Below are 24,718 nucleotides of genomic sequence, written 5' to 3' on the forward strand. Positions count from 1 at the left end.
AGGAGGAAACATTGGGTGATTTTCTGAAAAGCTTTCTGACCCTCAAGGGCGGGGTCGACGGCCTGATCGCGGCGGCACTCGCCTTCGGCATTCACTATTACATCGTCACCATGAACGGTCTGGAACTCTCGCCACTTGGCGCGGCCGGAATCGGCGCCGTGATCGCCTTCGGCATCCGGCTGGTGCGCTATGCCTTCTTCGAAGGCAAGAAAGATACGGAGGATGAGGAATGAGTACCGTGCCCCGCCTCTCCGCCCTGTCGAGCCTGATGCTGGCCCTGCTGCTCGCCGCCGCCTGCACCCAAACCGGGACATCCGGGCCGAACAACCAGGCCGCCGCGCAGGTCGAACAGGTCCAGGCAGAGACCGCGGAGGCCGAAGCCGCCGTCGCCCAGGCCGAAACCGCTCTCGACAAGGGCGACTTCCAGACTGCGTTCGAGGCCGCCCAAAACGCGCTGGACAGCGTGCAGCGATCGGAGATTCTGCTGGAATCCGCCGCCAACTCCCATGGCGAAGCCACGGTCGATTATGAAGCGAATGCCAGCCGTCTCCGGGCCGTCGAGAATCAGGCGCAATCCGTCGTCGAAACCCTGATGCCGCCCGTCGCAGCCGCCGCGCCGCCGCCCCCGCCTCCGATGTCACCTGACATACAAATGCTGGATCTCGGCGTACACCTGTACGACACGGCGCGCGGACCGGGGCGGGACTACGGATACTACGCCTATGTCGCCTTCCCCAGCGGCGCGCAGTCGACCTGCGCCCAGCGCCGCTATGTTGTCCGGCACGCCCTGGACATCCTCAGCGACATCGCCAGCCTGCCGACAAAGCTGGACATCGAGGGCCAGAACCACCTGCTTGCCGCCCTGATGTTCCCGATCGATCCGGCCTTCCGGGACAGCATTCCGTCCATCGTGGCCGACAAGGACGAAGACCTGCTGCTGAAGGCCTATAACTACCCCTATGCCCGTCAGTTCATCCGGGACCTTGGCCTGGACGACCAGGGTGTCTATCTGCTCGCCTATCCGGTTCCGTTCGAATATCTGGACGACGCCCCGAACCCGGACCATCTCGGCCTGATCGACCTGACCGGTGCCAATGAGGAACGCGTCGCGAAGGCCATCAAATACCTGCGGGAACGCGCAACGATCAACACTTACAGCTTTCAGCAGAGCCCCGACCGCCTCGCCGTCGCGATGGTCGACCTGTTCGAATCCGTCGGCAGTTTCCTGGCCAGTTTCGGCGCTACCGAGGCCCAAGCCTCGGATGTGAGCTGCCCCTGACGCGCGCCGCGCCCATGACCAGCTGGAAGAAATCACCATCCTGGACGGCGATTTCCATGACGACGAATACACTTGCACCAATGGTCCCAACGCGCCATCGGCGCGGGGTCAGAGCACGGGTGTACGGTGCTGTTGGTGCATCGGGGGTGAAGGATAAACGAGTGCCCTAGAGCGGCTTTTCCGGGAACAGGCCGGGCATCCAGCGCGCCGCCAGCCGTGCCGGGAAGGCGAGACGCAACGGCGCCCGGCTGCTTTCCGACGTCAAGGTCCCCGATTCCAGCAGAACCGACGTGATCCGCCGGGCGTGCCGGTCGGTCATGTTGAGCAGCCCCGGCACCTCGCCGCGCGGCAACTGGCCACGATACAGCACCGCTTCCAGCACCGCGCCGGATTTCGGCGGCAGATTGCCCAGACGGATTTCCTCCTCCGCCCAAAGCAGGATGCGGGCGCGCAACCGGTCGGGCTGCATCAGCTCGCGCATGAAACGCACCTGATCCAGACAGACCTCCAGGAAGAAATGGGTGAATTCCGCCAGTGCCTCCTCGCTCAGGCTGCCGCGCCCGTCGAGATCGTTGCGCCGGGGCAGGTCGCAGGCCGCGAGCAGCGCCTTGTACCGCCCCTCGTTCCGCGCCAAGCCGCGCGCCACCGACCAGATCGCGCCTGTGTCGAGACTGTCCAGCAGCATCGCATGGGACATCAGCCGCGCGACCCGGCCGTTGCCGTCCAGGAACGGGTGAATCCATAACAGCCGGTGATGCGCGGCAGCGGCGGCCAGGATCGACTCCGTCGGCCCCAGCCCGGTATAGCCCGCCTGAAACCGCTCCAGAAAGCGCGGGATCGCCCCGGGGCTGACCGGCACATGACGGCCGACCTGCACGTCCCGCTCCCGGTAGGCGCCGGGCACCAGCGGCAGGCGCGCCCCGCTCTCCGGGTCGTCGACCCGCAGCATCTCCGCCGGCAGATGATCGCAGAACCGACGATGGATTTCGCGCACCGCCTCGGCCTCCGCCGCCCGCCCGGCCAGCGCGCCGGTGTCGATCCAGCGCTGTACGGCGATATGCGACCGCGCTTCCACCTGCAGGTCCCGCTTGCGCGCATCGTCGCTATATTCCTCGGCCAGCGCGCGCTCGATATCGACCGGATGCGTGTTGTGGCCCTCGATGAGATTGCTGTAATAGCAATTCATCGCCCGCACCAGATCGGCCAGCGCCGAGACCATCTCCCCCGGCACCCCGGCCCGCAGCGCCGCACTCTCCCGCGCCAGCACCAACGCCTGATCCACAAGCCCCGCCCGATGCCGCGCCCCTTCGGGCACGCGCAGGGGTTCCATCATGGCGATGGGCTCGTTACGGTCGCGTAGTGTTGTCATGTCCGGTTTTATGTCCGCACGTTCATCAAGCACAACTTATTGAATATCATAAACTTGCCAAAAATACCAATTCGGTATAAAATGGCAATATGTCCGGTTATATGTCCGAAATAATCAGATATGCCGATGGCTTGCCATTCAGGATCGGCAGGAAGAAATCCAAGCCCCGGACGGCAATTTCCACGACGACGAATACACCTACACCAATGGCTCCGACGCGTCGTCGGCGCGATGCATAGCGCGGGATCGGAGAACGGGGTACGGTGCTGTTAGTGTACTGGGGATCAGGGAGCCTTACAGGACTCGGTTAGCTTAAGCTAGGGCTAATTGTCCTTGCCATCTTTGCCTGAAACTCCAGGCACAAATCTGCCCATCTGCCCAATTATGAACTTGTCCAGCACCCCAGCACGAGCTTGTTGCCGCGCTGCAATTTCGGCAGCAGTTTGATCAAAAACTAGCTGCTCAAATGTTTTCAACAGAATTTCACGTTTCTCGACAGGCGTATCTTCAGCAACCACCAGTTCAGCAAAATTTGCCGCAGACTCTGCAAGAGTTCGTTTATGAGTATATATTCTACGCTCTCCATCTAGGCGTCGATACAAAGTAAAAAGGAAACCAAAAAGAATTATCGCAGGCACCAACATCGCCAACTTAACAGCGAATACTTTTAGCGGACCCCAATCCCCCGCCATAAGTCGCTCATTATATGCCCGATAGTAAGCCTCATCAACAAACGGGAGATCGTAACCAGAAAACATCATAATAAGAAGGAAAAAGGTCAAAACTGAAATGACCACCCCACCCAAAGCCCACTTGCTACGGGTGAGAAGCTCGGTTTCCACCTCGCGAAATTTTCCAGCCAGACTTGCGCCTTCAGCAAGACCCAGCGTGGCGCGGGATTTACTATCCAACTCGTCCAGTGTTTCTATACGCGAAGAATAGGTACCTTCGATTGATTTTGCCTTTTCCTCCGCAGACTTCAGTTCATCACGCGCACTATCTAGTTGCGTTCGGAAAGTCTCAAAGGGTGCCTCGAAAGCATCAATCTCAGCCTTAAGACTAACTGTCTTTTCATGGAGATTGGTTGCTTCCTTATGAGCACTGCCTATAGCGTCAATTTGTGATTGTGCTTTCTTGGTTGCCGCAACAGCCTGATCTTGAACAGTAACAATCTCCTTACCGTTTTCTCTCGCCCCCTCAAGCAAACCCTGAACCTCTGTCGAGGCACGCTTGGTTACACGTCGTAATGAAAGGACGTCCTCCTTGATTGACGTGAGCTCGGTGCGAACTTGGGTTGTGGCAGATTGAAAGTCTTTTACCGATTTATCCTCAGGGACCATCACCGCACGGGACAAAATTTGTTCAACTTGTTGAACGATCTTGTCCCCAATTCCGATCAGATCGAATTCACTGCCGTTGCCAAATCTTATTTTACATCTTGGGCTAGCAGGATCATCCCCTCGGCCCGAGATGCCCCCTCGCTCATCCTTCAAATTGGAGATTGTATTTTCGATTTCCGAAATTGCGGCTAGCACACCATCAAGGTTGCTTTTTACGTTCGCCTGCCAAGACAATGGGAGTAAGTATTGATCCGCTGCTCCGACGGATACGAGCAATCGATGAAAAATCTGACCAGATCTCTCTGCGAGATCCCTAATCGTTTGAGGAACTGGCTTCTCGCTAATTATTGCCTCCGGCTCGAACCCCTCCCCATTTGAGAGATCACCATTTTGAAGCTGGTCGAGAATGTTCTGTAGTCGGCCCTGGACTGTTCCAATGTTCTCCTGCAACTCTCGATTCGCCATAGCATCGCCCTCCCTCTAAGAAGCAGTCTAGCATCTTTCGACGCACCAGCCTCTCACCCCCGCTCCACAAACCCCGCCACAACCGTCTTCGTGCCGGCCTTGTCGAATTCGATGGTCAGGCGGTCGCCGTTGATGTCCGTGATGGTGCCGGGGCCGAATTTTTGGTGGAAGACGCGTTCGCCTTCGCCGAAATCGTGGTCCTGGGCGCGGTCGGCGTCGATGATGGGGGGGCGGGTGGCGCTGAGGCCGCCGCCGGAGGCGCGGTTCTTGAGGCGCTGCCAGCCGGGGCCGCCGCCCTGGGAGGAATAGGCGGTGGCGGGGTTGCCGTAGGCGGCGCCGCCGGTGCCGCCATAGCCGTCTTTCGGGCCGCTGCCGCCCGCCCCTGAACCGTAGCCGCCGCCGGTGTTACCGCCCCCGTATGATCCCCCGCCATAGGCGTTGCCGCCGCCGTAGCCGCCGAAGGTGAAGGCGGCGCGGTCTTCGGCGCGGCCGCCGCCGATGCCGCCATAGACGCCGCGGTCGGCCTCCATCTGGATATGGTCGGCGGGCAGTTCGTCGATGAAGCGGCTGGGCAGGGCCGATTGCCAGGAGCCGTGGATGCGGCGGTTGGCGGCGAAGCTGATCTCGCAGCGTTTCTTGGCCCGTGTGATGCCGACATAGGCGAGGCGGCGTTCCTCCTCCAGCCCGGCGAGGCCGCTTTCATCCATCGCGCGCTGGTGCGGGAACAGGCCTTCCTCCCAGCCGGGCAGGAAGACGGTGTCGAATTCCAGCCCCTTGGCGGCGTGCAGGGTCATGACCGAGACCATGGGAAGATCGGTATTCTGTTCGATCTCCATGACCAGGCTGACATGTTCCAGGAAGCCGGGCAGATCGTCGAACTCCTCCATCCCGGTCAGGAGTTCCTTGAGGTTTTCCAGCTTGCCCTGGGCCTCGGGCTTCTTCGACTGCTGCCAGAAATCGGTATAGCCGCTTTCCTCCAGCACGGTTTCGGTCAGTTCAACATGGTCGGACCCGGCGGCGAGATCGCGCCAGCGGTCGAACATATCCAGCGCCGCGCGCAACTTGCCCCGCGCCGCCGGTTTCAGCTCGTCCGTCTCGACCAGCCTCTGGGCCGCGATGGACAGCGGCAGGCCCTCCAGCCTTGCGGCGGCGTGGACCGATTGCAGCGTGGTCTTGCCGATGCCGCGGGCGGGCTTGTTGATGATGCGCTCAAAGGCCAGATCGTCCGCGGGCTGGTGGATCACACGCAGATAGGCGATGGCATCGCGGATTTCCTCGCGCTCATAGAAGCGCGGGCCGCCGACGACGCGGTAGGGGATGCCCAGCGTGATGAAGCGTTCCTCGAATTCGCGGGTCTGGAACCCGGCGCGGACCAGGATCGCGATCTCGTCCAGCGGATGCTTCTTCATCTGCAGGGCCTCGACCTCGGACGCGATCTCCCGCGCCTCCTCGTCGCCGTCCCACAGGCCGCGCACCACGACCTTGTCGCCGTCATCGCGGTCGGTCCACAGGGTCTTGCCCAGGCGGCCTTCGTTGCGTTCGATCAGGCCGGACGCCGCGCCCAGGATATGCGGGGTGGAGCGGTAATTGCGCTCCAGCCGGATCACCTTGGCGCCGGGGAAGTCCTTCTCGAAGCGCAGGATGTTGCCGACCTCCGCCCCGCGCCAGCCATAGATCGACTGATCATCGTCGCCGACGCAGCAGATATTGGTCCGGCCGTCCTCATGCCCCTGGGCCAGCAGACGCAGCCAGAGATATTGCGAGACGTTGGTGTCCTGATACTCGTCGACCAGGAAATACTGGAACAGGCGGCGGTACTGTCGGATGACGTCCTCGTGCCGGGTGAAGATCGTCAGATTGTGCAGCAGCAGATCGCCGAAATCGCAGGCGTTCAGGATTTTCAGGCGTTCCTGATACTGGCGGTAGATCTCAACCGCGCGGCCATTGGCGATCTCGCCCGCTTCTGCCGAGGTCAGGCGGTCCGGGGTCTGGCCCTTGTCCTTCCAGCGCTGGATCACGTGGATCAGCATGCGCGCGGGCCAGCGCTTGTCGTCGATATGCTCCGCCTCCAGGATCTGCTTCAGAAGGCGGATCTGATCGTCCGTATCCAGAATGGTGAAGTTGGATTTCAGGCCGACCAGTTCCGCATGGCGGCGCAGGATGCGCGTGCCCAGGGCGTGGAACGTGCCCAGCCACATGCCCTCCGTCGCCGGGCCGACCAGATCGGCGACCCGCTCCTTCATCTCGCGCGCGGCCTTGTTGGTGAAGGTGACGCAGAGGATCTGATAGGGCTTGGCCCGGCCCTCGTGCAGGATCTGGGCGAGGCGCGTGGTCAGAACGCGGGTCTTGCCCGTACCGGCGCCGGCCAGCACCAGAACCGGCCCGTCGATCGCCTCCACCGCCTCGCGCTGCGCATCGTTCAGCCGCTCCAGCCAGGGCGGCGGCGCGGCAGGACGGCCCGGATAGGCGGGCGCGGGGCCGCTGGGGGCCGGGAAGTCGATATCGTCGTAATCGAAGGGGTCTGACATGCCCATGACTATAGTGCCGCGTCGGGAAAGGGTCATCCCGTTCCCACGCGATTCGGAACGAAAGGGCCACAAAAAACGTGGCCGCTTTCCCGCCGGCCCCTCCCCCGACGCCGCGCCCGATGGCGGAAACGGGTCGGGGAAGGGGTGACGTAACCGCTACAGCGCCTCGCCGCCGGACTCACCCGTGCGGATGCGGATGGCTTCGCCGACATCCAGGACGAAGATCTTGCCGTCGCCGATCTTGCCGGTCTTGGCGGCGGCCGCGATGGCATCCACCACCGCCGCAGCACGGTCGTCCTCGACGACGATCTCGATCCGTGACTTGGGCACGAAATCGACGACATATTCCGCGCCGCGATAGATCTCGGTCTGGCCGCGCTGACGGCCGAAACCCTTGACCTCCGTCACCGTCATGCCCTCGACGCCCAGGCCGGTCATCGCCTCCCGGACGTCGTCCAGCTTGAACGGCTTCACGATGGCTACGATCATTTTCATGGGTCAGTTCCTTTCGTGACGGCAGGCGGTCAGAAGTTGTAGTCGCGTTCTCCATGATGGGAGAGGTCGAGACCTTCGGCCATTTCGTCGTCGCTGGCGCGCAGCGGAACGAAGGCCTTTACCACCAGCACGATAGCGAGAGTCGCCACGGCGGACCAGATCACGGTGGCAACGACGCCGACCGCCTGGACGCCCAGCTGCTCGCCGATGCCGACACCCTCCGCCAGGCCGACACCGCCGAAGGCCGTCGCACCGAACACGGCGGCCAGCAGCGTTCCCAGGATCCCGCCGACGCCATGGACCGCGAAGACGTCCAGCGAATCGTCCAGTCCGCACCGCTCCTTGATCAGGGTCACCGCGTAATAGCAGACCAGACCGCCCGCGAGCCCGATGCAGAAACCGCCGACCGGGCCGACAAAGCCGGAGGCCGGGGTGATCGTCGCCAGACCGGCGACCATGCCGGTGACGATACCGACCAGGCTGGGCTTGCCGAACTTGATCCATTCGATGGCAACCCAGACCAAAGAGGCCGTTGCGGCGGACAGATGCGTGACCAGCATCGCCATGCCGGCGCCCGATCCGGCGGACAGGGCGCTGCCGGCATTGAAGCCGAACCAGCCGACCCACAGCATGGCCGCACCGATCATGGTGAGGCCCGGGCTGTGCGGCGGGCGCAATTGGGCCGGGTAGCCGGGCCGCGCGCCCAGCAGCTTGACGATCACCAGGGCCGAGGTCCCGGCGGTGGCGTGCACGACAAGGCCGCCGGCAAAGTCCATCACGCCCATCTGGCCGAGCCAGCCGCCGCCCCAGACCCAGTGACAGACCGGGCCGTAGACCACGACAAGCCAAAGGCCGCTGATCCACAGGACCGGCGCGAACCGGATGCGCTCGACATAGGCCCCGACGATCAGCGCCGGGGTGATGATCGCGAAGGTCATCTGAAACATGACGAAGACGCTTTCCGGCAGGCCTGCTGCCGCCGCATCCCAATCCACGCCTGACAGGAAGACCCGATCGAGGCCGCCGATCCAGGCATTGAGCGCTCCGCCGTCGCTGAAGGCCAGACTATAGACACCAAGGAACCACAGAAGGGAGGCCATGCAAGCAATGGCGAAGCAGTGCATCAGGACCGACAGCACGTTCTTGGCCTGGACCAGCCCGCCATAAAAAAGGGCCAGCCCCGGCAGTGTCATGAACAGGACCAGCGCGGTCGCCGTCAGTATCCAGGCGGTGTCGGCCCCGCCGCCGCCCTGTGCAAAGGCCGGCGCCGCAGCCAGCATCGATCCGGCCGCGCCCAGCGCCGCCCGTCCCAAAACCGATTTCTTCATGGAAGGTCTCTCCGCTCTCCAAAGCGGTTTCGGGATCGGCGGCAGCCCTGCCGCGATCTTTCAACCGCACCCCGACAATTGGGTCCAGGACCCATTATGCTGATATTTTGATCGGCAACCCTGCACGCAGAGCCCAAATATTGGGCAAATCCGTGCCGTTTCGCCGCTTATCAGCGCTTATGGGGGTGTTATGGCAAGTATGGGGCCAACCGGATCAGGATCGGCGGCGGCCTTCCCGCCACCAGATGAACAGACCGCTGCCGACGATGACCACACCGCCCAGGGCCATGTTCCAGGCCGGAACATCGCCCCAGATCAGGAAGCCCATCAATGTCGCGAAGATCAGACTGACATAGCGGAACGGGGCGACAAGATTGACGGGTGCAAAGCGGAAGCTCTCGATCTGGAAGAAATAGGCACCGAACATGAAGACTGCCGCCGCCAGCACCAGCACGATCTCGAACTCGCCCGGCATGACCCAGTTTCCGCTCAGGCTGGTGGCATACCCCGCCGCGGCCACGCAGAGCACGGTATAGAACATGATCGCCAGCGAATCGTCGCCCGAGACCAGCCGTCGGGAGGAAACGTCGCGCACCGCGATCAGCAACGCCGTGACCAGCGGCAGCATCGCCGCCTGCCAGCCATAGGGCGCGGGCTCCCCGGACAGCAGGCCGCCCGGATTGAGGGCGATGAAGACCCCGACAAAGCCGGCCGCCATCGCCGCCCAGCGGCGCCAGCCGACCTTTTCCTTCAGGATTACAATAGCCAGAAGCGTCGCGAAGACCGGCGAGATGAAGGCGATGGCAAGCGCATCGGCGATCGGCATCAGACTGAGCGCGGTCAGAAATGTGAAAGTCGCCGCGGTGATCGAAATCGCCCGGACCGCCATGACCGGCTTGTTCTGAATCCTGAGCGCGGACAGGTTTCGCCGGACCGTCATGATGATCAGGATCGCGGCGACAATGACGGTGCCGCGCAGCCCCATGATCTCCCCCACCGGCCAGCCCTCGGACAGGTATTTTGCCACGCTGTCGTTCATGGTCAGCAGCAGCGAGCCGAACACCGCGAAAGCCATGCCCCGTGCCGGCTTGTCGGACGTCGCAGGGCGCGGCGGGGCCGGAATGTTATGGGGGGCCGGGCCGGTCAAATCGCTTCTTCCCGCCGGGTTTCGATGATGCACTGATGATAGCGCGCCATCACGTCGTGTTCGTGCAGAACCCCCATCAGGCGTTGATCCTCGGGGCCGGCGACGACGGCGATATGCTCCTCATTGCAGTCCTCCAGCAGGTTCATCGCTTCCTCCAGATCCATGTCCACCGTCGCGACGGGCGGGGAACGGCGGCAGACATCGATGGCACGCAGATCCTTGTCGCGCTCATGGCTGAAGGCGTGCTTGCCCAGATCGGCCAGCATAATGGTCCCCACAAGGCGCGCCTCCTCGTCGGTGACGAAGATCTCGCTGTAGCGGGTCTGGGTCAGCTTATCGCGCATTTCCGGCAGAAGGGCATTGGGCTGGATGGTGACATAGTCCTGCTCCATCACGGCCTGCACGCTGGTCTGGCGGATGATGCGGGATTCGCGGCTGCCCATCAGATTGATCCCCCGTTCTGCCAACTGCCAGTGGAAGAAGGACCGCTGATAGAGCGCCGTGAAGATCTGCGTCGAGATCACGGTCGCGATCATCACCGCGATGGTCAGCGCCGGCTCCCGCGTCAATTCGTAGACGATGAAGAATGTAGAGATCGGCGCCCCCAGCGTCGCGCCGGCGACGGCCCCCATCCCGACCAGCGTATAGGCCCCGTGGCCGGAGGACATGTGAGGCAGGAACTCGGTGGCGATCAGGCCGAAAGCGCCGCCCAGCATCGCGCCAAGAAACAGGGACGGGGAGAAAATCCCGCCACCGAACCCGGAGCCGAGCGTGATGGCCGTCGCCGCCGTCTTCATCACGATCAGCAGCACCAGCATGTAGAGCGGCAGCAATTCATTCAGCGCCTCGTCGGTCGCTTCGTACCCGACCCCCATTACCTGCGGGAAGAACACACCGATCGCACCGACCAGCAGACCACCCGCGGCCGGTCGCAGAATGGGGTGCAGCTTTATCAGATCGTGCGCCCGCCGGACGGTCTGTACCGACCAGACCAGCGCCATGGCGACCCCGGCGCTCAGACAGCCCAGGATGGCGAAGGCGGGGAACTCCCAGAAGGATGCGATCTCATGCTGCGGGATGATGAAGGCCGGGAAATCACCGAAATAGGAGCGACTGACGATGGTGCCGGTGACCGATGCAAAGACCACCGGCGCAAAGTTCGCCAGCGCATAGGACCCGATCACCACCTCGAGCGCGAAGAACACGCCGGCGATAGGGGCATTGAAGCTCGACGCCACCCCGGCCGCGACGGCACAGCCCAAAAGGATTCGCCGCAGTTCCGGATCCAGCTTGAACGCGCTCGAAACCAGGGTCGACAGGAAGGCGGCAAAATGCACGACCGGCCCTTCCCGACCGGCCGAGGCGCCCGAGCCGATGGTAATGGCGGAGACCACGAAGCCACCGATTCCCATGCGCCGGCTCATCCGGGCCCGGCGGAAGGCGGAGGCCTCCATGACATCGGCCACGCCCTGCGGCCGCCGGTCCGGCATAAGATAATGCACTATGGGCCCGACGATCAGACCGCCCGCGACCGGCGCCAGCAGAATGATCCAGAACGGGATGGATGCGGCGTTGGAATGAAACCGTTCGTCGGAGAAGCCGAAGAAAAGATACTGAATCAGACCGATCGCCTCGCGGAAGGCAATTCCGGCCCCGCCGCCCAGACCGCCCACGAAAACGGCCAGACACGCGACACGTATCTGTTCGTTGCTGACAAACCGGCGCAGTCGCGCCGTGACGCCTTTCGGTTCGACCGTCGTCACGGTCGACCTCCCCGGTTGGGCGGCAGCGCCGTCTCGGCGCGGGCCGCGATCCGCTTACGCGATGAAGGATTCAGACAACCAGACTCGCGCCGGGGCGACAAGGCCGCGGCGGGGTCAGCGTGCCTCGATGGTTTCCAGCTGGGTTTCCAGAACGGTCTGGTTGCGGCCGTTGCCCTTGGCGAAGTAAAGCCCCTCGTCCGAGCGATGGATCAGGTCGGACAGGGGCTCCCCGGGCCGGAACTGCGCCACACCGATCGACAGGGTGATATTGCCCATTTCCTCGCCGGTCTGACGGTTGCGGATGCGCTTGGACGACACCGCATCGCGAATCTTGTCGCACAGCTTCCGCGCGTCGCTCATCTCCGTATTGGGCAGGATCAAGGCGAACTCCTCCCCGCCATACCGGGCCGCGAGATCGTTGCCCTTGACGTTCCCCTGCATGATCCGGGCGACAAGCTTCAGCACCTGATCGCCGGTCTGGTGACCATAGGTATCGTTGAATTTCTTGAAGAAATCGATGTCGGTGAGGGCCAGGCACAACATCGACCCTTCTTCCATTGCTTCCATTGCGCGCTTGCGCAGGGTCGCGTCGAACATCTTGCGATTGGCGATGCCGGTCAGTGCATCGGTCATGGCCTCGCGCTGAACATCCTCGAGATTCTGGCGCAGCGACGCGATCTCCTGGGAACTTTCCTTCAGCTTTTCCTGCAGCGCCGAATTCGACTGCTGCATTTTCTGCGTTTCCATTGCGAGGCTTTGAACCGCAGCCCGAATGCCGTCCAGGCCCTCCGTTTCCGCAATGGCGCCCAGGCTTTGTTTCAGCGACTGACCGAAATCCTCCACGCCGCCGGAAGCATCCCCGATCATGGCCAGCACCCGACCGACCTGATCCTCGATCCGCTTCGAGGTCTCCTGAAGCGCCAGCCCTTCTTCATTATGGGTGAAGAACTTGTCGTAGATTTCGTCGTTCTTTTCCGGGGTGAAGTTCTGCTTGTTGGACCGCAGGACATCCAGGGTCTTCTTCAGATCCGGATACTTCTCGTTCACATAGGAGTACCAGACGGCAAAATTCCGCGGGGTCGCGGGAATCTGATGCTCACGCATCAGCTCCAGGGTCCGTTCCGCGTAAGACTGTGCCTGCTCCAACCCTTCGGAATATTCCACCTACATTACTCCCCGGCACCTACCTCAAGTCCGACAAGGCACCACGCCTTCCGAATCGGGTGATCGCAAGCCAAAGCCGATTTACTGCCCTTCCGCACCATGACCTTCATCGCCTTGCGGCCCTTACGAACGCGCGACCCACCAGCCTCGCAACGCCCGATCAATGAGAATGTCATGCAGTAGCGGCCCCCATTTCTTTGACCAAAGGCGAACCAAGGTCTCGGACAAACGCCTTCACAACTCCGCATGCTACCAAATTGTTCTGTAGCCTCAACCGTTTTAGACAGGTTCCCGTCCTGGATGCGGCGCACGCCGCCCCCATCACGCGGCGGCCTGTTTCAACCCGCCCCAACCATCCGGAATCGGCAGTCCGGAATGCCGTTCGGCGATATCCGCGAAGGCCCTGAAACCCGCCTCATCCAACGTGCTGACGGCCCCATTGTCCGGGTCGTAAGGGACATCCACGCGTTCCTCGATGGCGGCGAGATATCCCGTCTCCCCCGCATACAGCGCCTGCAGCAGATGCAACCCGTCCGGCCCCGCGGAAATCACCTGGCTGGTCAGGGTCAGGACCGTCCCGCCGGGAATTTCCTGGAGATAGTCGATTCGGCTCTTATGCGTGCGAAATGGAGGGGCGGGCGACGCGCCGGCTTCCGACCGAAAGGCCTGCGCGGCCATGTCAAAGGCGCGGGCGTAATAGGCGACATTGAAATGATCATTATAGTCGGTCCATTCCGGCACGACACGGGGGCGGCAGGGATTGGCGACTTCCGGCCCGTTGTATGGCTTGTCCGACGACGTCATGTCACTCCTCCGCAGTGTTTTCCCGGTGAGGAAGAATGCCGATTTGCACCGGAAGGTCAAAACACGGAATCCGCAGGCCGCACCCGCCCATTTGGCAAATTTGCAACAGTATTTCCACGAAATCCCAAACCGCCAGCAAGCGCTGTGGAACACCCCCGACGCCTATGCTACCTCACCATTTGAAATGGGGCAGTTACGAGCCTCGACGCCTTCCGCCGGTTTCTGGTCAGGACAGACTTCTGGGGTACCGTCCCGGACCGGAAAACAAAGCAGAAGGACTGGATCGCGAAACAGGTCGTTCGGTCGGCCGGTTAACGGGATCGTAGGAATTGGGTGCGTACGGTTTGGATATCGCGGCGCTTCGCCATTCGGAGGCGTGCCGCTCGGGTTAGGGACAATCGAATGCCGGCTGGTCTTTTTTCGAGTATTTCCGTGAAACGCCTGTGCGCCGGCATCGTGGTGGCCTTCGCCGTTGCCGGCTGCGCCACGGCGCCGACCGATCCCGTCGAGCGGGAAATCTACGATGAAGCAAACGACCCGGTCCAACCGCTAAACGAAGCAATCTTTGAATTCAACATGGCAATCGACCGCGCGGTTCTCCGCCCGGTTGCCCAGGCCTATGAATTCATCCTGCCCGACCTTGTCCGTGACGGTGTACGCAACTTCGTCCGGCATCTGAAGACGCCCGTGATCCTGGCGAACGACCTGATGCAGGGAGAGATCGATCGCGCCGGCGAAACGATGGGCCGGTTCATCTTCAATACCGTGGCCGGTTTCGGTGGGGTGTTCGACGTCGCCGGTGAGGCGGGCATCGAGTATCATCAGGAAGATTTCGGTCAGACCCTGGCCGTCTGGGGCGTCGACGAAGGCCCCTATCTGATGCTGCCCTTCATCGGACCGTCCAGCGGCCGGGATGCGCTGGGTCTCATCGTAGATGCTGGGCTGGACCCGTTGCGCTGGTGGGGCTACAACTCCAACGAATTCGTGATTGAAAACAACGGAATGATTCGCACGGCGGCCGAAGTTATCGACACCCGGTCCCGGAACTACAAGCAACTGGAAGACTTGGAGGAAACCTCCCTGGACTTCTACGCAACGGTGCGAAGCCTCTATCGCCAGCAGCGTGAGAGCCTGATCCGGAACGGCGAGCCTGACGATGAGGCGCTTCCGAATATCGGCTTCGAAGGGTATGAGGGCATCGGCACGGAGTCGGACGGGCAGGACACCCAGACCAGCCTTCTCAACTGAGGCAATTGTTCATGTCGCGGCGCGGTTTCATCGGCGTAATTCTCGCCGGCATTCTGGCATTCACCGGCTTTGTGGCGGTTCCCGACGCCCCCGCGGCGGAAGAGGATGCCGGCGCCTTTATCATGCGCATGGCCGACAAGGCCCTTGGGGCGCTGTCCAATCCCGATCTCAGCAATTACGACAGGGCGGAGCGATTCCGGTCCCTGTTGCGCGAAGGCATGGATATCTCCGATGTTGCGCGCAAGGCTTTGGGACCTTATGTGCGGCGCGCCACAGACGAGGAACTGAACGAGTTCGAGTCCCTACTGGAAGAGAACATCGTCCGCAAGTACGCCATCCTCTTCAAGGACTACGCCGGACAGAGGATCGAACTGGTCGGCACCAAGGAAGGGCGGCGCGGGACCCAGAACGTCACGGTGCTGATCCACCCCCTCGACAACGCGCCGCCGATCAATGTCCGCTGGGTCGTCCATGACGTCGACGGGATGATGAAGGTGATCGACATCATCATCGAACGCGTGTCCATGGTGACGACGCAAAAGGAAGAGTTCGTATCGGTGATCCGGCGTAACGGCGGTCAGATCGATGCGCTTCTGCAGGAACTGCGCGAACGCAACGCCGAAATGGCGGAAAACGTCAAAGGCTGACCCTGGCCGCGTAATCAGGTCAATCCGATTGTCCTGTGGTCGTCTCCGGGTCGTCCGTGTCCGGTACCGCGGCAGTAACCAGCGTTTCGAAGGCCTGTCGCGGAACATCCTGCGCTGCAATCCCCTTCAATCCCGCATACCGGATCAGGTTGCCGCGCACCAATCCGGCCCGGTCCGCCCGGCGCCCGTCTGTTCCCGGCAAATGGTCCATGAGCGTAACCAGGTGATCCTGTTCGAGGAACTCGGCATCCAGTTCCGCAGACTTGATCTTCTCCCGTAGCCCCGCGGCTGTTTCCGCGCCGATCCCACCGACAGAGGTCTTCAACCGGCGGCGCAGATCGCGCAAGGGTTCGATCGCTGTTTCCCGCCATGGGGCCACGGCCTGTTCCGCGCGACGCAGCGTATCCGTCGGCAGGCGCACGCCATGCCGCCCGACCCAACAGCAGAGCAACAACAGGTTCACATCCAGACCATGCGTATCCTGCAGGTCCAGACAGACCTGTTCGACCTGGGGCGTCTTGTAGACATTCAGGGAGAACTGGCGAAAGGCCGAGGCGGGGGTTGCTGCGTTTCCATCGCTCATATGGGTCAAGGTGACGCCCCCTTCGCCCGGATGCAAGCAGGTGCTTCCGCCCGCCGCAGGTTTGATCTATAGTCCGCGCAATTGACCCGCCCTCGCTTGGCGGGTCCGCTGTTTTCAGTCGTTATCGGGAAACCCAGTCTAAGATGGACGAGGAAGAAGAAGCCGAAATCCAGTCCGAGATCGCCGCCCTGACGGAGGAGCACCGCGACCTCGACCAGATGATCGCCCGTGTTTCGGAGACGGCACCGTTCGACCAGCTTCAATTGCAGCGTATGAAGAAGCGGAAGCTGATGATCAAGGATCAGTTGTCGCGGCTGAATGCCATGCTGGTACCGGACATCATCGCCTGATCCGCAGGAACGACCGTTCGAATTCAGGCCTCGGCGTCGCGGTCCGCCCTGTCCAGTGCGTCCAGCGGGGATTCTCCCGCCTGCAGTTCCGTACGGCCGACGGACAGGCTTCCGGGTCGCAGCCCCATTGTTTCGACCGAACGGTCGATCGCCTGTGCCAGTTTCTGTGCCAGCGTCTCCGCACGGGCGCGTGCCGCATCACCGTGCAGACCGGTCAGCAGCACGGCAAATTCGCCATCCCGCAGCCGGCAGGCCGGTTCCGCCGGATCCGCGGCTTCCGCAAGTGTGCGCGCGAGGACCTGTTCGGCCCGGTAGGCGGCCGCCAATCCGGCGCTGTCTCGAAACGCCTCGAACCGGTCGACCTGCAGCACCGCGACCTCACTCTTCACGCCCTCGCGCTGATCGAGAAGTTCCAGATGGCGGGTTTCGGAAAAGAACTCGTCACGGCGCAGCAACCCGGTATCGGGGTCGTGCCGGCGGGCCTCCTCGGCACGGGCCAGCCGTTCCTCCGCAGCTTCCAGGGCCTGATGCAGCCGCGCCAAGTCGACGGTGAATGTATCGATGACCCGTCGCGTCGCCTCGTCGCTGGTGTCCAGATCCAGATTGTGAACCCGCACGGGATCCGGCGGACGCCGCCCGGACTGCAGGCTGTCGCGCCACGCATCCAGCGCGTCGCGTTCACGTTCCGTCTCGTTCCGCGCGTGGGTAGGAACCGCACGCGTCGATGGGTCGATGCGCATCTGGCGCGGCACCTTGGCCGGATCGCGCGGCAGATTGGTCTCATCTGTCTTCATGACACACCATTATATAGGGATTCCATGTCTTGCGCGCACGGATCGCGCCCCTATACTCCCGGCCTTTCCGCCCGGCGGGCGATTTCCGGGCCGTTTTGACGAGGGGAAGGGCATGACGCAGCCTGTGGTCGGTATCATTATGGGCAGCCAGTCCGACTGGCCGACGATGAAACATGCGGCGGATACGCTGGAGCAGTTGGGCGTGCCCTTCGAGACGCGCATCGTCTCCGCTCACCGGACCCCGAAGCGCATGGCGGAATACGCCGAAAGCGCCCGTGAACGGGGCATCAAGGCCATCATCGCCGGTGCCGGCGGCGCAGCGCACCTGCCGGGCATGACGGCTGCGATGACCCCCCTGCCGGTATTCGGTGTGCCGATCGAATCAAAGAGCCTGAAGGGCCAGGACAGTCTTTTGTCCATTGTTCAGATGCCCGCCGGCGTGCCGGTCGGCACCCTGGCCATCGGGCGGGCGGGCGCGGTCAACGCGGCGCTTCTGTCCGCGTCGGTCATTGCGCTGATGGATGCCGATGTGGCGGCCGCGCTGGATGCGTTCCGCGCGAAACAGACCGCATCCGTCGCGGAGGTCCCGTCCGACGATGTCTGAGATCGACGTCATCGCGCCCGGCGCGACCATCGGCATTCTGGGCGGCGGTCAGTTGGGCCGCATGCTGGCGGTCGCAGCGTCACGTCTGGGGTATCGCTGCCACATATTCGAGCCGCAGGCAGACTGCCCGGCCAGCCATGTCGCGGCACATACCGCAGCGGGCTATGAGGACATGGCGGCCCTGGACGCCTTCGCCGCCGCAGTCGACGTGGTAACGCTGGAATTCGAGAATGTTCCGATCGCCGCCGTGGAGCGCCTGGCCGCCCAGGTGCCGGTCCGCCCGGGTGCCGCCGCCCTGGCCGTCGCGCAGGACCGCGCGGAGGAAAAGGCGTTCCTGAACAAGGCCGGTATCGAAACGGCGCCCTGGGCACCGGTTCTGTCGCAGTCCGATCTGGAGAACGCCCTGTCCTTCACCGGCCGCCCCGCCGTGCTGAAGACCGCGCGGCTGGGCTATGATGGGAAGGGTCAGACCGCCATCCGCCCGGAGACCGCGATCGACGGATTGTTCGACCGGATGGGCGGCGTCGCCTGCGTGCTGGAAGGGTTCGTCGAATTCGACCTAGAGGTTTCCGTTCTGGCGGCCCGAGGGCTCGACGGGCAGATCGCCTGCTTCGAGACGGTGGAGAACGTTCACCGCGACCATATCCTGCACCGCACGCTGGTGCCGGCGCGCGTCACACCGGAAATCGACGCCCGCGCCCAGGACATTGCCCGTCGCACCATCGAGGCCCTGGATTACATCGGCCTACTGGCCGTGGAGATGTTCGTCTGTGCCGATGGTCGCGTCATCGCCAATGAAATCGCGCCGCGTCCGCACAATTCCGGGCATTGGACGATTGATGGGGCGACCACCAGCCAGTTCGAGCAGGTGGTACGGGCGATCTGTGGGCTGCCGCTGGGCAAGACGCAGCGCGTCGCCGATTGCGAGATGCGCAATCTGATCGGGGATGAGGCTGATGAATGGGCGGATATCCTGGCCGAACCGGGTGCGCGGTTGCATCTCTACGGCAAGGCCGAAAGCCGACCGGGCCGCAAGATGGGTCACGTAACGACCCTGTTTCCCAAGCCGCCGCGTTGAGCCACGGTTTCCGACGGTTCTAACGGACGACCCAATAGACCGCCGATCCGATGAAAACGAAGACCCAAAGAAACGGCGCCAGGGCCACCAGCATGGCGCCGGTAAACAGGTCGCGGCTGTGCAGCAGGACCGACAGCGCGATGCAGACGATCCCCGTAATCGGATAGAAATACGCAGTATTGGCCATCAGGTCCGGCATGTTGTCGACGGAATCGTAGAGGATCATGACGGTCACGGCCAGAATGACCCCCAGCGGGCAGAATGCCGCCGCCGCCGCGATGATGGCATTGCGTGAGACCAGTTTCGCCTCTTCGCGCCAGCCCTTGGTCTCGGCGTCCTTCAGCTCTTCCTTCAAATGCTTCCAGAGCATCGGGCGCCCCCGGCCGACGGGTTGGAGATCAGCCGGCGCCGCGCATGCCGCCGCGGAACGAGCGGAAGGCGCGCAGTCGGGCGGGAAGGAAATCGGCGACCTTCGCAACGCGGGCCTTCACCTTCGGCACCTGCATCACATTTTCGATGCGGCGTTCCAGGAACGCACGAGTCTCGGCGAATCCCTCCGACCGGTCATTCAACCAGCACAGCAATGTCGAAGAATAGACGCCACTGAGCAGCATGCGTTTGGAATAGAAATTCCAGTCCGTCGACCGATCACCGGCGGCGAACCACATGTCGTCGACGGTGCGGTAAAGTAGCTGCAGCGCCAGCCCGGCATTCTGCGGCTTCGACAGGACGGTCAGTCCGCGGCGGATGGCCTCCCGGTCCTGCGCGTTCTGCTCCAGCCGGGTCATCACTGCCGTCGCAATGCGCTCTCGAATCTTCAGGGATTCAAGGTCGCACGCCTCCAGCGCCGCCATCATCCGGCGGTCGGCCAGTTTCGAATGCCATGCAATCATGTCCCGCGCCGCGCCGGGGAAAAGCGCATCCGCGTCCTTGCGATCGATTCCCAGATCGTCAGCGGCGCGCATCAGCGCCGTGCGTGTCCATCCATCGAACGGGACATGGGTCACGGCCGCCTCGATCAGGCGGTCGCGGATCTCGCGGGTATCCTCCGGCATGTCGCCGCTTTCGGTCTCAGCCTTCGTCATAATCCGGCTCCTCTTCGTCGTCCTCGGGTTCCGGCGGCAGCCCCATCAGGCGTCGGGCCTTCTCCGGCATGCCGTGTCGAAGCTCCTCTCTGAACAGCAGTAAGGATAGATCATCCATGCGTTGAGGGTACAGGACACCGTCCAAATGGTCGCATTCATGCTGAACCACCCGGGCGTGGAATCCGGAAATCTCCTGATCGATCCCTGTTCCGTCCGGCGTTTCAGCGCGCAGTCGGATCTTCGTCACCCGTGGCACCAGGCCCAGCATGCCGGGAACGGACAGGCAGCCCTCCCAGTCATAGGCGATTTCGTCCGTCAGTGGCTCAATTTCCGGATTGATCAGGGCCGTCAACGGAACATCCCCTCCCTCTTCATCGTCCTTCCGGCGCCCGGCGGAAACGAAATAGACCACGGCCCGCAGCGGCACATGTACCTGCGGGGCCGCCAGTCCGGTGCCATCGGCATCGTCCATCGTATCGACCATGTCGTCCAGCAGGGCCAGGATGTCCGGCGAATCCGCATCCGGGATCGATTCCGCAACCTGCCGCAGAACAGGATGCCCCATCCTGGCGATTTTCAGAATTGCCATCGAATGCTCCTTCGCAACGCCCGGAACTCCGGCGTCATTGGGGGTTCACAAATCTGGTCCCCGGTGGTATACGCCCGCATCCGGTCGGGGGACAGCCCCTGCCAACCGTATTTTATTGCGGTACTACCAACTTCAATCGCTTGAAAGGCGGGTGAAAGCAAGTGCAGGTCATCGTTCGCGATAACAACGTCGATCAGGCCCTTCGTGCGCTGAAGAAAAAGCTGCAGCGTGAAGGCGTCTTCCGGGAAATGAAACTCCGTCGGCATTTTGAAAAGCCGTCCGAGAAGAAGGCCCGGGAGAAGGCGGAAGCGCAGCGGCGCCACCGCAAACTTCTGCGGAAGCGCCTCGAGCGTGAAGGGTTCTAGTCTTCGGACCTGACTTCCGATCCGCCCCGGCGGACCGGACCGAGGTTTAGCGGAAACGCTCTCGATCTCTCGAGGGCGTTTTTGCTTTTCCGGACCTATTTCAGGTCAGGCGTGTTCCTCGATCGGGTCCGCACGCAGCACCACCAGGGCCGCAAGCAACGAAATCACGGACGCACCCAGCATCAGGATGAGCAGGCCCGGCGCGGCATTTTGCGGGGTCAGCAGAACACCGGCCAGGGTCGACAGAACCGCGCCGGTACCGACGGTCATCGCCCCGGACAGACCCGCCGCGCTTCCGGCCAGGCTGGGGTTGACCGACATGATACCGGCATTGCTGCTGGGGTTGGTGATGCCATTGCCGATCCCGACGCAGATCGTTGCCGCGAAATACAGCAGCGGATCGACGATCCCGGCCAGAACCAGTGCCAGCCCGACGCCCAGCCCGGCACAGGCAATCAGGCGGCCCGCCACCATCATTCCCGCCAGCGGAAAACGCGACGAAAACCGCCCGGACAGAAAGCTGCCGAACAGAAAGCCGCCAGTAATCGAACCCATGCAGATCCCAAGGACCGAGGGCGACATGCCGAAATGCGCGACCGCGACCAGCGGGACGCCGGCCAGGAAGGTGAAGAAGGCACCGATGGAAAACGCCGAGCAGCAGGCAAAACCCCAGAATCGGCGCGACCCGAGGACCGTCGGATAGGTCCGGAACTGGCTGAGGAAGGAACGGGACCGATTGCGGTTGGTTTCCCGCATATCCATCCAGCAGACGACCAGCAGGACCGCCCCCGCCCCGGCATAAAAAAGAAAGTTCGAGCGCCAGCCGAACGTCTCGTCCAGTACGCCGCCGATCAGCGGGCCGGTCATCGGCATGACGGCCATGGCCATGCTGATGAAGCCCAAGCGGCTGGCGGCGTCTCGCGGTCCGAACGTGTCACGCACCACAGACAGGGAGATACCCCACCCTGCGACGATCACCCCCTGCAGCATTCGGAAGGCCAGAAACGTCTCGACATCATCCGTGGTCGCGCAAATCAGCGACGCGGCCAGAAATATCGCAAGTGCCGCCAGAATCACCGGCCGCCGCCCGAACCTGTCCGACAAAGGCCCGATCACCAGTTGCAGCCCCGCGGTCACCGCCAGATAGCCGGAAATGGCAAAACTGATCGCCGCGTAATCCACGTTGAAATGCCGGGCCATGCCGGCAAGCGACGGCAGGAACATGTTCAGCGACAGGGTCGACAGCGCCGTCAAGGCGACCAGCGTTGCGAAACGGGGCGGGTTTGTGGCGGCATGCGGCATTGGATTTCCAATTGGCGGGGCAGACGAAAGGCGAAAAAAAACCTCCGACAGGATCGGAGGCGCAGACCGGACAGGCAGGGCCCGTTATCGGTCCATGCGCCTGCTTCCCACGAGTACGACACCAGTATTCATGGACAAAACCCCTTTCTGCATCGGGCAGCGCCGATCAGCGGCATCAACGCTATCACGGCTGGTGGTGGCGGGGAACGGAAAGTCCTATCGGGGTTTGACCGCAAACGCGAGATAGTTCACGGCGACGTCGCGCGGGGCGAGGTGGAATTCGTCCCTTACCGGGCTGTAAGCCATGCCGCACAGGTCGGAAATCTCCATGCCTGTGGGACGCAATCCGGCCGCCAGTTCGGACGGCTTGACGAATTTCCGCCAGTTATGGGTGCCCCTCGGCAGCCAGCGCAGAATGTATTCCGCTCCGACGATCCCCATCGCAAAGGACTTTGCCGTCCGATTGAAGGTCGAAAGAGCCATCGCGCCGCCCGGCCGGACCAGCGCCGCGGCATCGGCCAGGAAGCCATGCAGGTCTGCGACATGCTCGACCACTTCCATGTTGATCACGGCGTCGAACTGCGCCCCTTCCTCCACCAGCTCGTCCGCGGTGGCGTGGCGGTAGCGGATGTCGAGGCCCATCCGCTCCGCATGGTTCAGAGCGATGTCGATCGATCGACCGGTGGCATCGACACCGGTGACATCCGCCCCCAAACGGGACAGCGGCTCGCAGATCAGGCCGCCACCGCAACCGATATCGCAGACCTTCAGACCGGCCAGCGGCTTTGGCTTCAGCGGATCGCGACCGAACCGCGCGCATAACCGGTCGCGGATATAGCCGATGCGGACCGGATTCAGCATGTGCAGCGGCTTGAATTCGCCCTCGGCGTCCCACCACTGGTCGGCAATGGCGGCGAATTTCTCGATTTCGTCCGGATCGACGGTCGCTGTGGCTGTTTTCGCTGTCATGGCGCGGATAATCCCGGTTTTTGCTGACGCTTGCCCTTGCCTAGGCTACGGCATCCGAGTATGGATACGCCGCCCGCGCCGGGCAAGCGGCAGTCCGCCGCAGCGAGGCCGGAACCCTGGTCATCCTTCGAAGAAAGCGATCCCGAAAAGATGGCGCGTATCGTTATGAAATTCGGCGGAACGTCCGTTGCCGATATCGGCCGGATCGAAAACGCCGCCCGCCGCGTGCTGCGCGAAGTCGAGGCCGGCAATGAAGTCGCCGTCGTCGTCTCCGCCATGGCCGGCGTAACCAATCAGCTGGTCGGTTACGTTCAGGAAACATCGAAGATTTACGATGCCCGCGAATACGACGCCATCGTCGCGTCGGGTGAGCAGGTGACGGCCGGCTTGATGGCGCTGCGCCTGCAGGAATTGGGCGTGTCGGCACGGTCCTGGCTGGGTTGGCAGATCCCGATCCGCACCAATGAAGTCCACGGCAAGGCGCGGATCGAAGATATCGACGGGACGGAAATCGTCCGCCGCTTCGGTGAAGGTCAGGTTGCCGTTATTGCCGGATTCCAGGGGGTTTCGCCGAACAACCGCATCGCGACGCTTGGGCGTGGCGGCTCGGACACGTCCGCGGTCGCGGTCGCGGCGGCCCTGAAGGCCGACCGATGTGATATCTATACCGATGTCGACGGCGTTTACACGACAGATCCCCGGATCGTCCCGAAAGCGCGTAAGATCGAGAAGATCAGTCACGAGGAAATGCTGGAGATGGCGTCGCTGGGGGCGAAGGTCCTGCAGACGCGCTCCGTCGAGATTGCCATGAACCATGGCGTGCGGCTGCAAGTTCTGTCCTCCTTCGAGGACAAGCCGGGCACGCTGGTCGTAGACGAGGAAGAGATCGTGGAACAGCAAGTCGTTAGCGGTATCGCCTACAGCCGGGACGAAGCCAAGATCACCCTGGTCAAAGTCGCCGACAAACCGGGCGTGGCCGCCAATATCTTCGGCCCGCTGACGGATGCGTCGATCAATGTCGACATGATCGTCCAGTCGGTCTCGCCGGATGGCGAGCGCACCGACATGACCTTCACCGTCGCGCGCACCGATCTGGACCGCGCGGTGGAAGTCCTGAAGTCGAATCATGACAAGATCGGCTACGAAAGCCTTCTGTCGGATGGCGATGTCGTAAAAATTTCGGTCATCGGCGTTGGCATGCGCAGCCACGCCGGTGTCGCCCAGACCATGTTCCGCACCCTTGCGGAGAAGGGCATCAATATCCAAGTCATCTCTACCAGCGAGATCAAGATCTCGACGCTGGTAGCCGAGGAATATGCCGAATTGGCGATGCGCGCGCTGCACACGGCCTACGGGCTGGACGCCGCGTAAGACGTCGCGGGGGAACGACGGGCATTCAAGAAACCGTCGCAGCAAATGACA

General features: G+C 62.6%; 25 protein-coding genes. 9 read left to right on the forward strand and 16 right to left on the reverse strand.

Going from position 1 to position 24,718, the window contains the following annotated elements:
• Positions 1–11 precede the first annotated feature (11 nt).
• Together R8L07_05495 and R8L07_05500 are read left to right on the forward strand one after the other, a co-directional pair.
• Entirely contained in the window at positions 12–233 is a 222-nt protein-coding gene (locus R8L07_05495) for a hypothetical protein (GenBank protein MDW3204979.1), read from the forward strand.
• Complete coding sequence (locus tag R8L07_05500; protein ID MDW3204980.1) at positions 230–1,279, forward strand: hypothetical protein; 1,050 nt, start codon at positions 230–232, stop codon at positions 1,277–1,279. Before R8L07_05495 ends, R8L07_05500 begins: the two co-directional genes overlap by 4 nt.
• A gap of 166 nt (positions 1,280–1,445) precedes the next feature.
• Here R8L07_05500 and R8L07_05505 read toward each other — a convergent pair whose 3' ends face one another.
• The 9 genes from R8L07_05505 to R8L07_05545 form a co-directional block, all read right to left on the reverse strand.
• Positions 1,446–2,648: a Fic family protein gene (locus R8L07_05505; GenBank protein MDW3204981.1), complete on the reverse strand. Its 1,203-nt coding sequence runs from the start codon at positions 2,646–2,648 to the stop codon at positions 1,446–1,448.
• Between the two features lie 323 nt (positions 2,649–2,971).
• Complete coding sequence (locus R8L07_05510; protein ID MDW3204982.1) at positions 2,972–4,453, reverse strand: hypothetical protein; 1,482 nt, start codon at positions 4,451–4,453, stop codon at positions 2,972–2,974.
• Between the two features lie 53 nt (positions 4,454–4,506).
• A complete protein-coding gene (locus tag R8L07_05515) occupies positions 4,507–6,981 on the reverse strand; it encodes a UvrD-helicase domain-containing protein (GenBank protein ID MDW3204983.1) in 2,475 nt (824 codons plus the stop codon).
• Between the two features lie 156 nt (positions 6,982–7,137).
• The gene (locus tag R8L07_05520; protein ID MDW3204984.1) at positions 7,138–7,476 is read right to left on the reverse strand and encodes a P-II family nitrogen regulator; all 339 of its coding nucleotides are present in this window, start codon (positions 7,474–7,476) and stop codon (positions 7,138–7,140) included.
• 29 nt (positions 7,477–7,505) lie between these two features.
• Positions 7,506–8,804: an ammonium transporter gene (locus tag R8L07_05525; GenBank protein ID MDW3204985.1), complete on the reverse strand. Its 1,299-nt coding sequence runs from the start codon at positions 8,802–8,804 to the stop codon at positions 7,506–7,508.
• A 214-nt stretch (positions 8,805–9,018) separates the two neighbouring features.
• Entirely contained in the window at positions 9,019–9,951 is a 933-nt protein-coding gene (locus tag R8L07_05530; protein MDW3204986.1) for a DMT family transporter, read from the reverse strand.
• Complete coding sequence (locus R8L07_05535; GenBank protein MDW3204987.1) at positions 9,948–11,714, reverse strand: chloride channel protein; 1,767 nt, start codon at positions 11,712–11,714, stop codon at positions 9,948–9,950. Before R8L07_05535 ends, R8L07_05530 begins: the two co-directional genes overlap by 4 nt.
• Positions 11,715–11,828: 114 nt before the next feature.
• Positions 11,829–12,878, reverse strand: coding sequence for a diguanylate cyclase (locus R8L07_05540; protein ID MDW3204988.1), 1,050 nt, complete (start codon positions 12,876–12,878; stop codon positions 11,829–11,831).
• A 321-nt stretch (positions 12,879–13,199) separates the two neighbouring features.
• Positions 13,200–13,682 carry a hypothetical protein gene (locus tag R8L07_05545; protein MDW3204989.1) on the reverse strand — a complete coding sequence of 161 codons (483 nt, stop codon included), beginning with the start codon at positions 13,680–13,682 and terminating at the stop codon, positions 13,200–13,202.
• Positions 13,683–14,114: 432 nt separating this feature from the next.
• Between R8L07_05545 and R8L07_05550 the strand changes: the two genes are divergently transcribed.
• Positions 14,115–14,930 (forward strand): VacJ family lipoprotein, encoded by an 816-nt coding sequence (locus R8L07_05550; GenBank protein ID MDW3204990.1) that lies wholly within the window; start codon positions 14,115–14,117, stop codon positions 14,928–14,930.
• Positions 14,931–14,941: 11 nt separating this feature from the next.
• Positions 14,942–15,577, forward strand: coding sequence for an ABC transporter substrate-binding protein (locus R8L07_05555; protein MDW3204991.1), 636 nt, complete (start codon positions 14,942–14,944; stop codon positions 15,575–15,577).
• Between the two features lie 19 nt (positions 15,578–15,596).
• Here the strand turns inward: R8L07_05555 and R8L07_05560 are convergent, their stop codons facing one another.
• Positions 15,597–16,160, reverse strand: coding sequence for a TIGR02444 family protein (locus tag R8L07_05560; GenBank protein ID MDW3204992.1), 564 nt, complete (start codon positions 16,158–16,160; stop codon positions 15,597–15,599).
• A 143-nt stretch (positions 16,161–16,303) separates the two neighbouring features.
• Here R8L07_05560 and R8L07_05565 point away from each other — a divergent pair, with 143 nt between their 5' ends.
• Complete coding sequence (locus R8L07_05565; protein MDW3204993.1) at positions 16,304–16,510, forward strand: YdcH family protein; 207 nt, start codon at positions 16,304–16,306, stop codon at positions 16,508–16,510.
• A 23-nt stretch (positions 16,511–16,533) separates the two neighbouring features.
• Here R8L07_05565 and R8L07_05570 read toward each other — a convergent pair whose 3' ends face one another.
• Positions 16,534–17,304 carry a GGDEF domain-containing protein gene (locus tag R8L07_05570; protein ID MDW3204994.1) on the reverse strand — a complete coding sequence of 257 codons (771 nt, stop codon included), beginning with the start codon at positions 17,302–17,304 and terminating at the stop codon, positions 16,534–16,536.
• Positions 17,305–17,416: 112 nt separating this feature from the next.
• Between R8L07_05570 and purE the strand changes: the two genes are divergently transcribed.
• Positions 17,417–17,908 carry a 5-(carboxyamino)imidazole ribonucleotide mutase gene (gene purE, locus R8L07_05575; protein ID MDW3204995.1) on the forward strand — a complete coding sequence of 164 codons (492 nt, stop codon included), beginning with the start codon at positions 17,417–17,419 and terminating at the stop codon, positions 17,906–17,908.
• Entirely contained in the window at positions 17,901–18,986 is a 1,086-nt protein-coding gene (locus tag R8L07_05580; GenBank protein ID MDW3204996.1) for a 5-(carboxyamino)imidazole ribonucleotide synthase, read from the forward strand. Before purE ends, R8L07_05580 begins: the two co-directional genes overlap by 8 nt.
• A gap of 19 nt (positions 18,987–19,005) precedes the next feature.
• Here the strand turns inward: R8L07_05580 and R8L07_05585 are convergent, their stop codons facing one another.
• Genes R8L07_05585 through def form a run of 3 tightly spaced genes read right to left on the reverse strand, consistent with a single transcriptional unit; the run spans position 19,006 to position 20,660 of the window.
• The gene (locus R8L07_05585) at positions 19,006–19,356 is read right to left on the reverse strand and encodes a hypothetical protein (protein ID MDW3204997.1); all 351 of its coding nucleotides are present in this window, start codon (positions 19,354–19,356) and stop codon (positions 19,006–19,008) included.
• A 28-nt stretch (positions 19,357–19,384) separates the two neighbouring features.
• Positions 19,385–20,071 carry a COQ9 family protein gene (locus R8L07_05590; protein ID MDW3204998.1) on the reverse strand — a complete coding sequence of 229 codons (687 nt, stop codon included), beginning with the start codon at positions 20,069–20,071 and terminating at the stop codon, positions 19,385–19,387.
• Entirely contained in the window at positions 20,058–20,660 is a 603-nt protein-coding gene (def, locus tag R8L07_05595; protein MDW3204999.1) for a peptide deformylase, read from the reverse strand. The genes R8L07_05590 and def overlap by 14 nt, the downstream gene beginning before the upstream one ends.
• Positions 20,661–20,821: 161 nt before the next feature.
• Here def and rpsU point away from each other — a divergent pair, with 161 nt between their 5' ends.
• The gene (gene rpsU / locus R8L07_05600) at positions 20,822–21,025 is read left to right on the forward strand and encodes a 30S ribosomal protein S21 (protein MDW3205000.1); all 204 of its coding nucleotides are present in this window, start codon (positions 20,822–20,824) and stop codon (positions 21,023–21,025) included.
• Between the two features lie 105 nt (positions 21,026–21,130).
• Here the strand turns inward: rpsU and R8L07_05605 are convergent, their stop codons facing one another.
• Positions 21,131–22,327: a multidrug effflux MFS transporter gene (locus tag R8L07_05605; GenBank protein ID MDW3205001.1), complete on the reverse strand. Its 1,197-nt coding sequence runs from the start codon at positions 22,325–22,327 to the stop codon at positions 21,131–21,133.
• A 216-nt stretch (positions 22,328–22,543) separates the two neighbouring features.
• On the reverse strand, positions 22,544–23,296 hold the full coding sequence (gene ubiG, locus R8L07_05610; protein ID MDW3205002.1) for a bifunctional 2-polyprenyl-6-hydroxyphenol methylase/3-demethylubiquinol 3-O-methyltransferase UbiG: 753 nt from the start codon (positions 23,294–23,296) through the stop codon (positions 22,544–22,546).
• Between the two features lie 150 nt (positions 23,297–23,446).
• On the opposite strand from ubiG, the gene R8L07_05615 reads away from it, so the two are divergent.
• Positions 23,447–24,667, forward strand: coding sequence for an aspartate kinase (locus R8L07_05615; protein MDW3205003.1), 1,221 nt, complete (start codon positions 23,447–23,449; stop codon positions 24,665–24,667).
• The last annotated feature ends 51 nt before the right edge of the window (positions 24,668–24,718 follow it).

Source organism: Alphaproteobacteria bacterium (genome assembly GCA_033344895.1).
Lineage (GTDB): Bacteria > Pseudomonadota > Alphaproteobacteria > UBA8366 > Aestuariispiraceae > Pacificispira.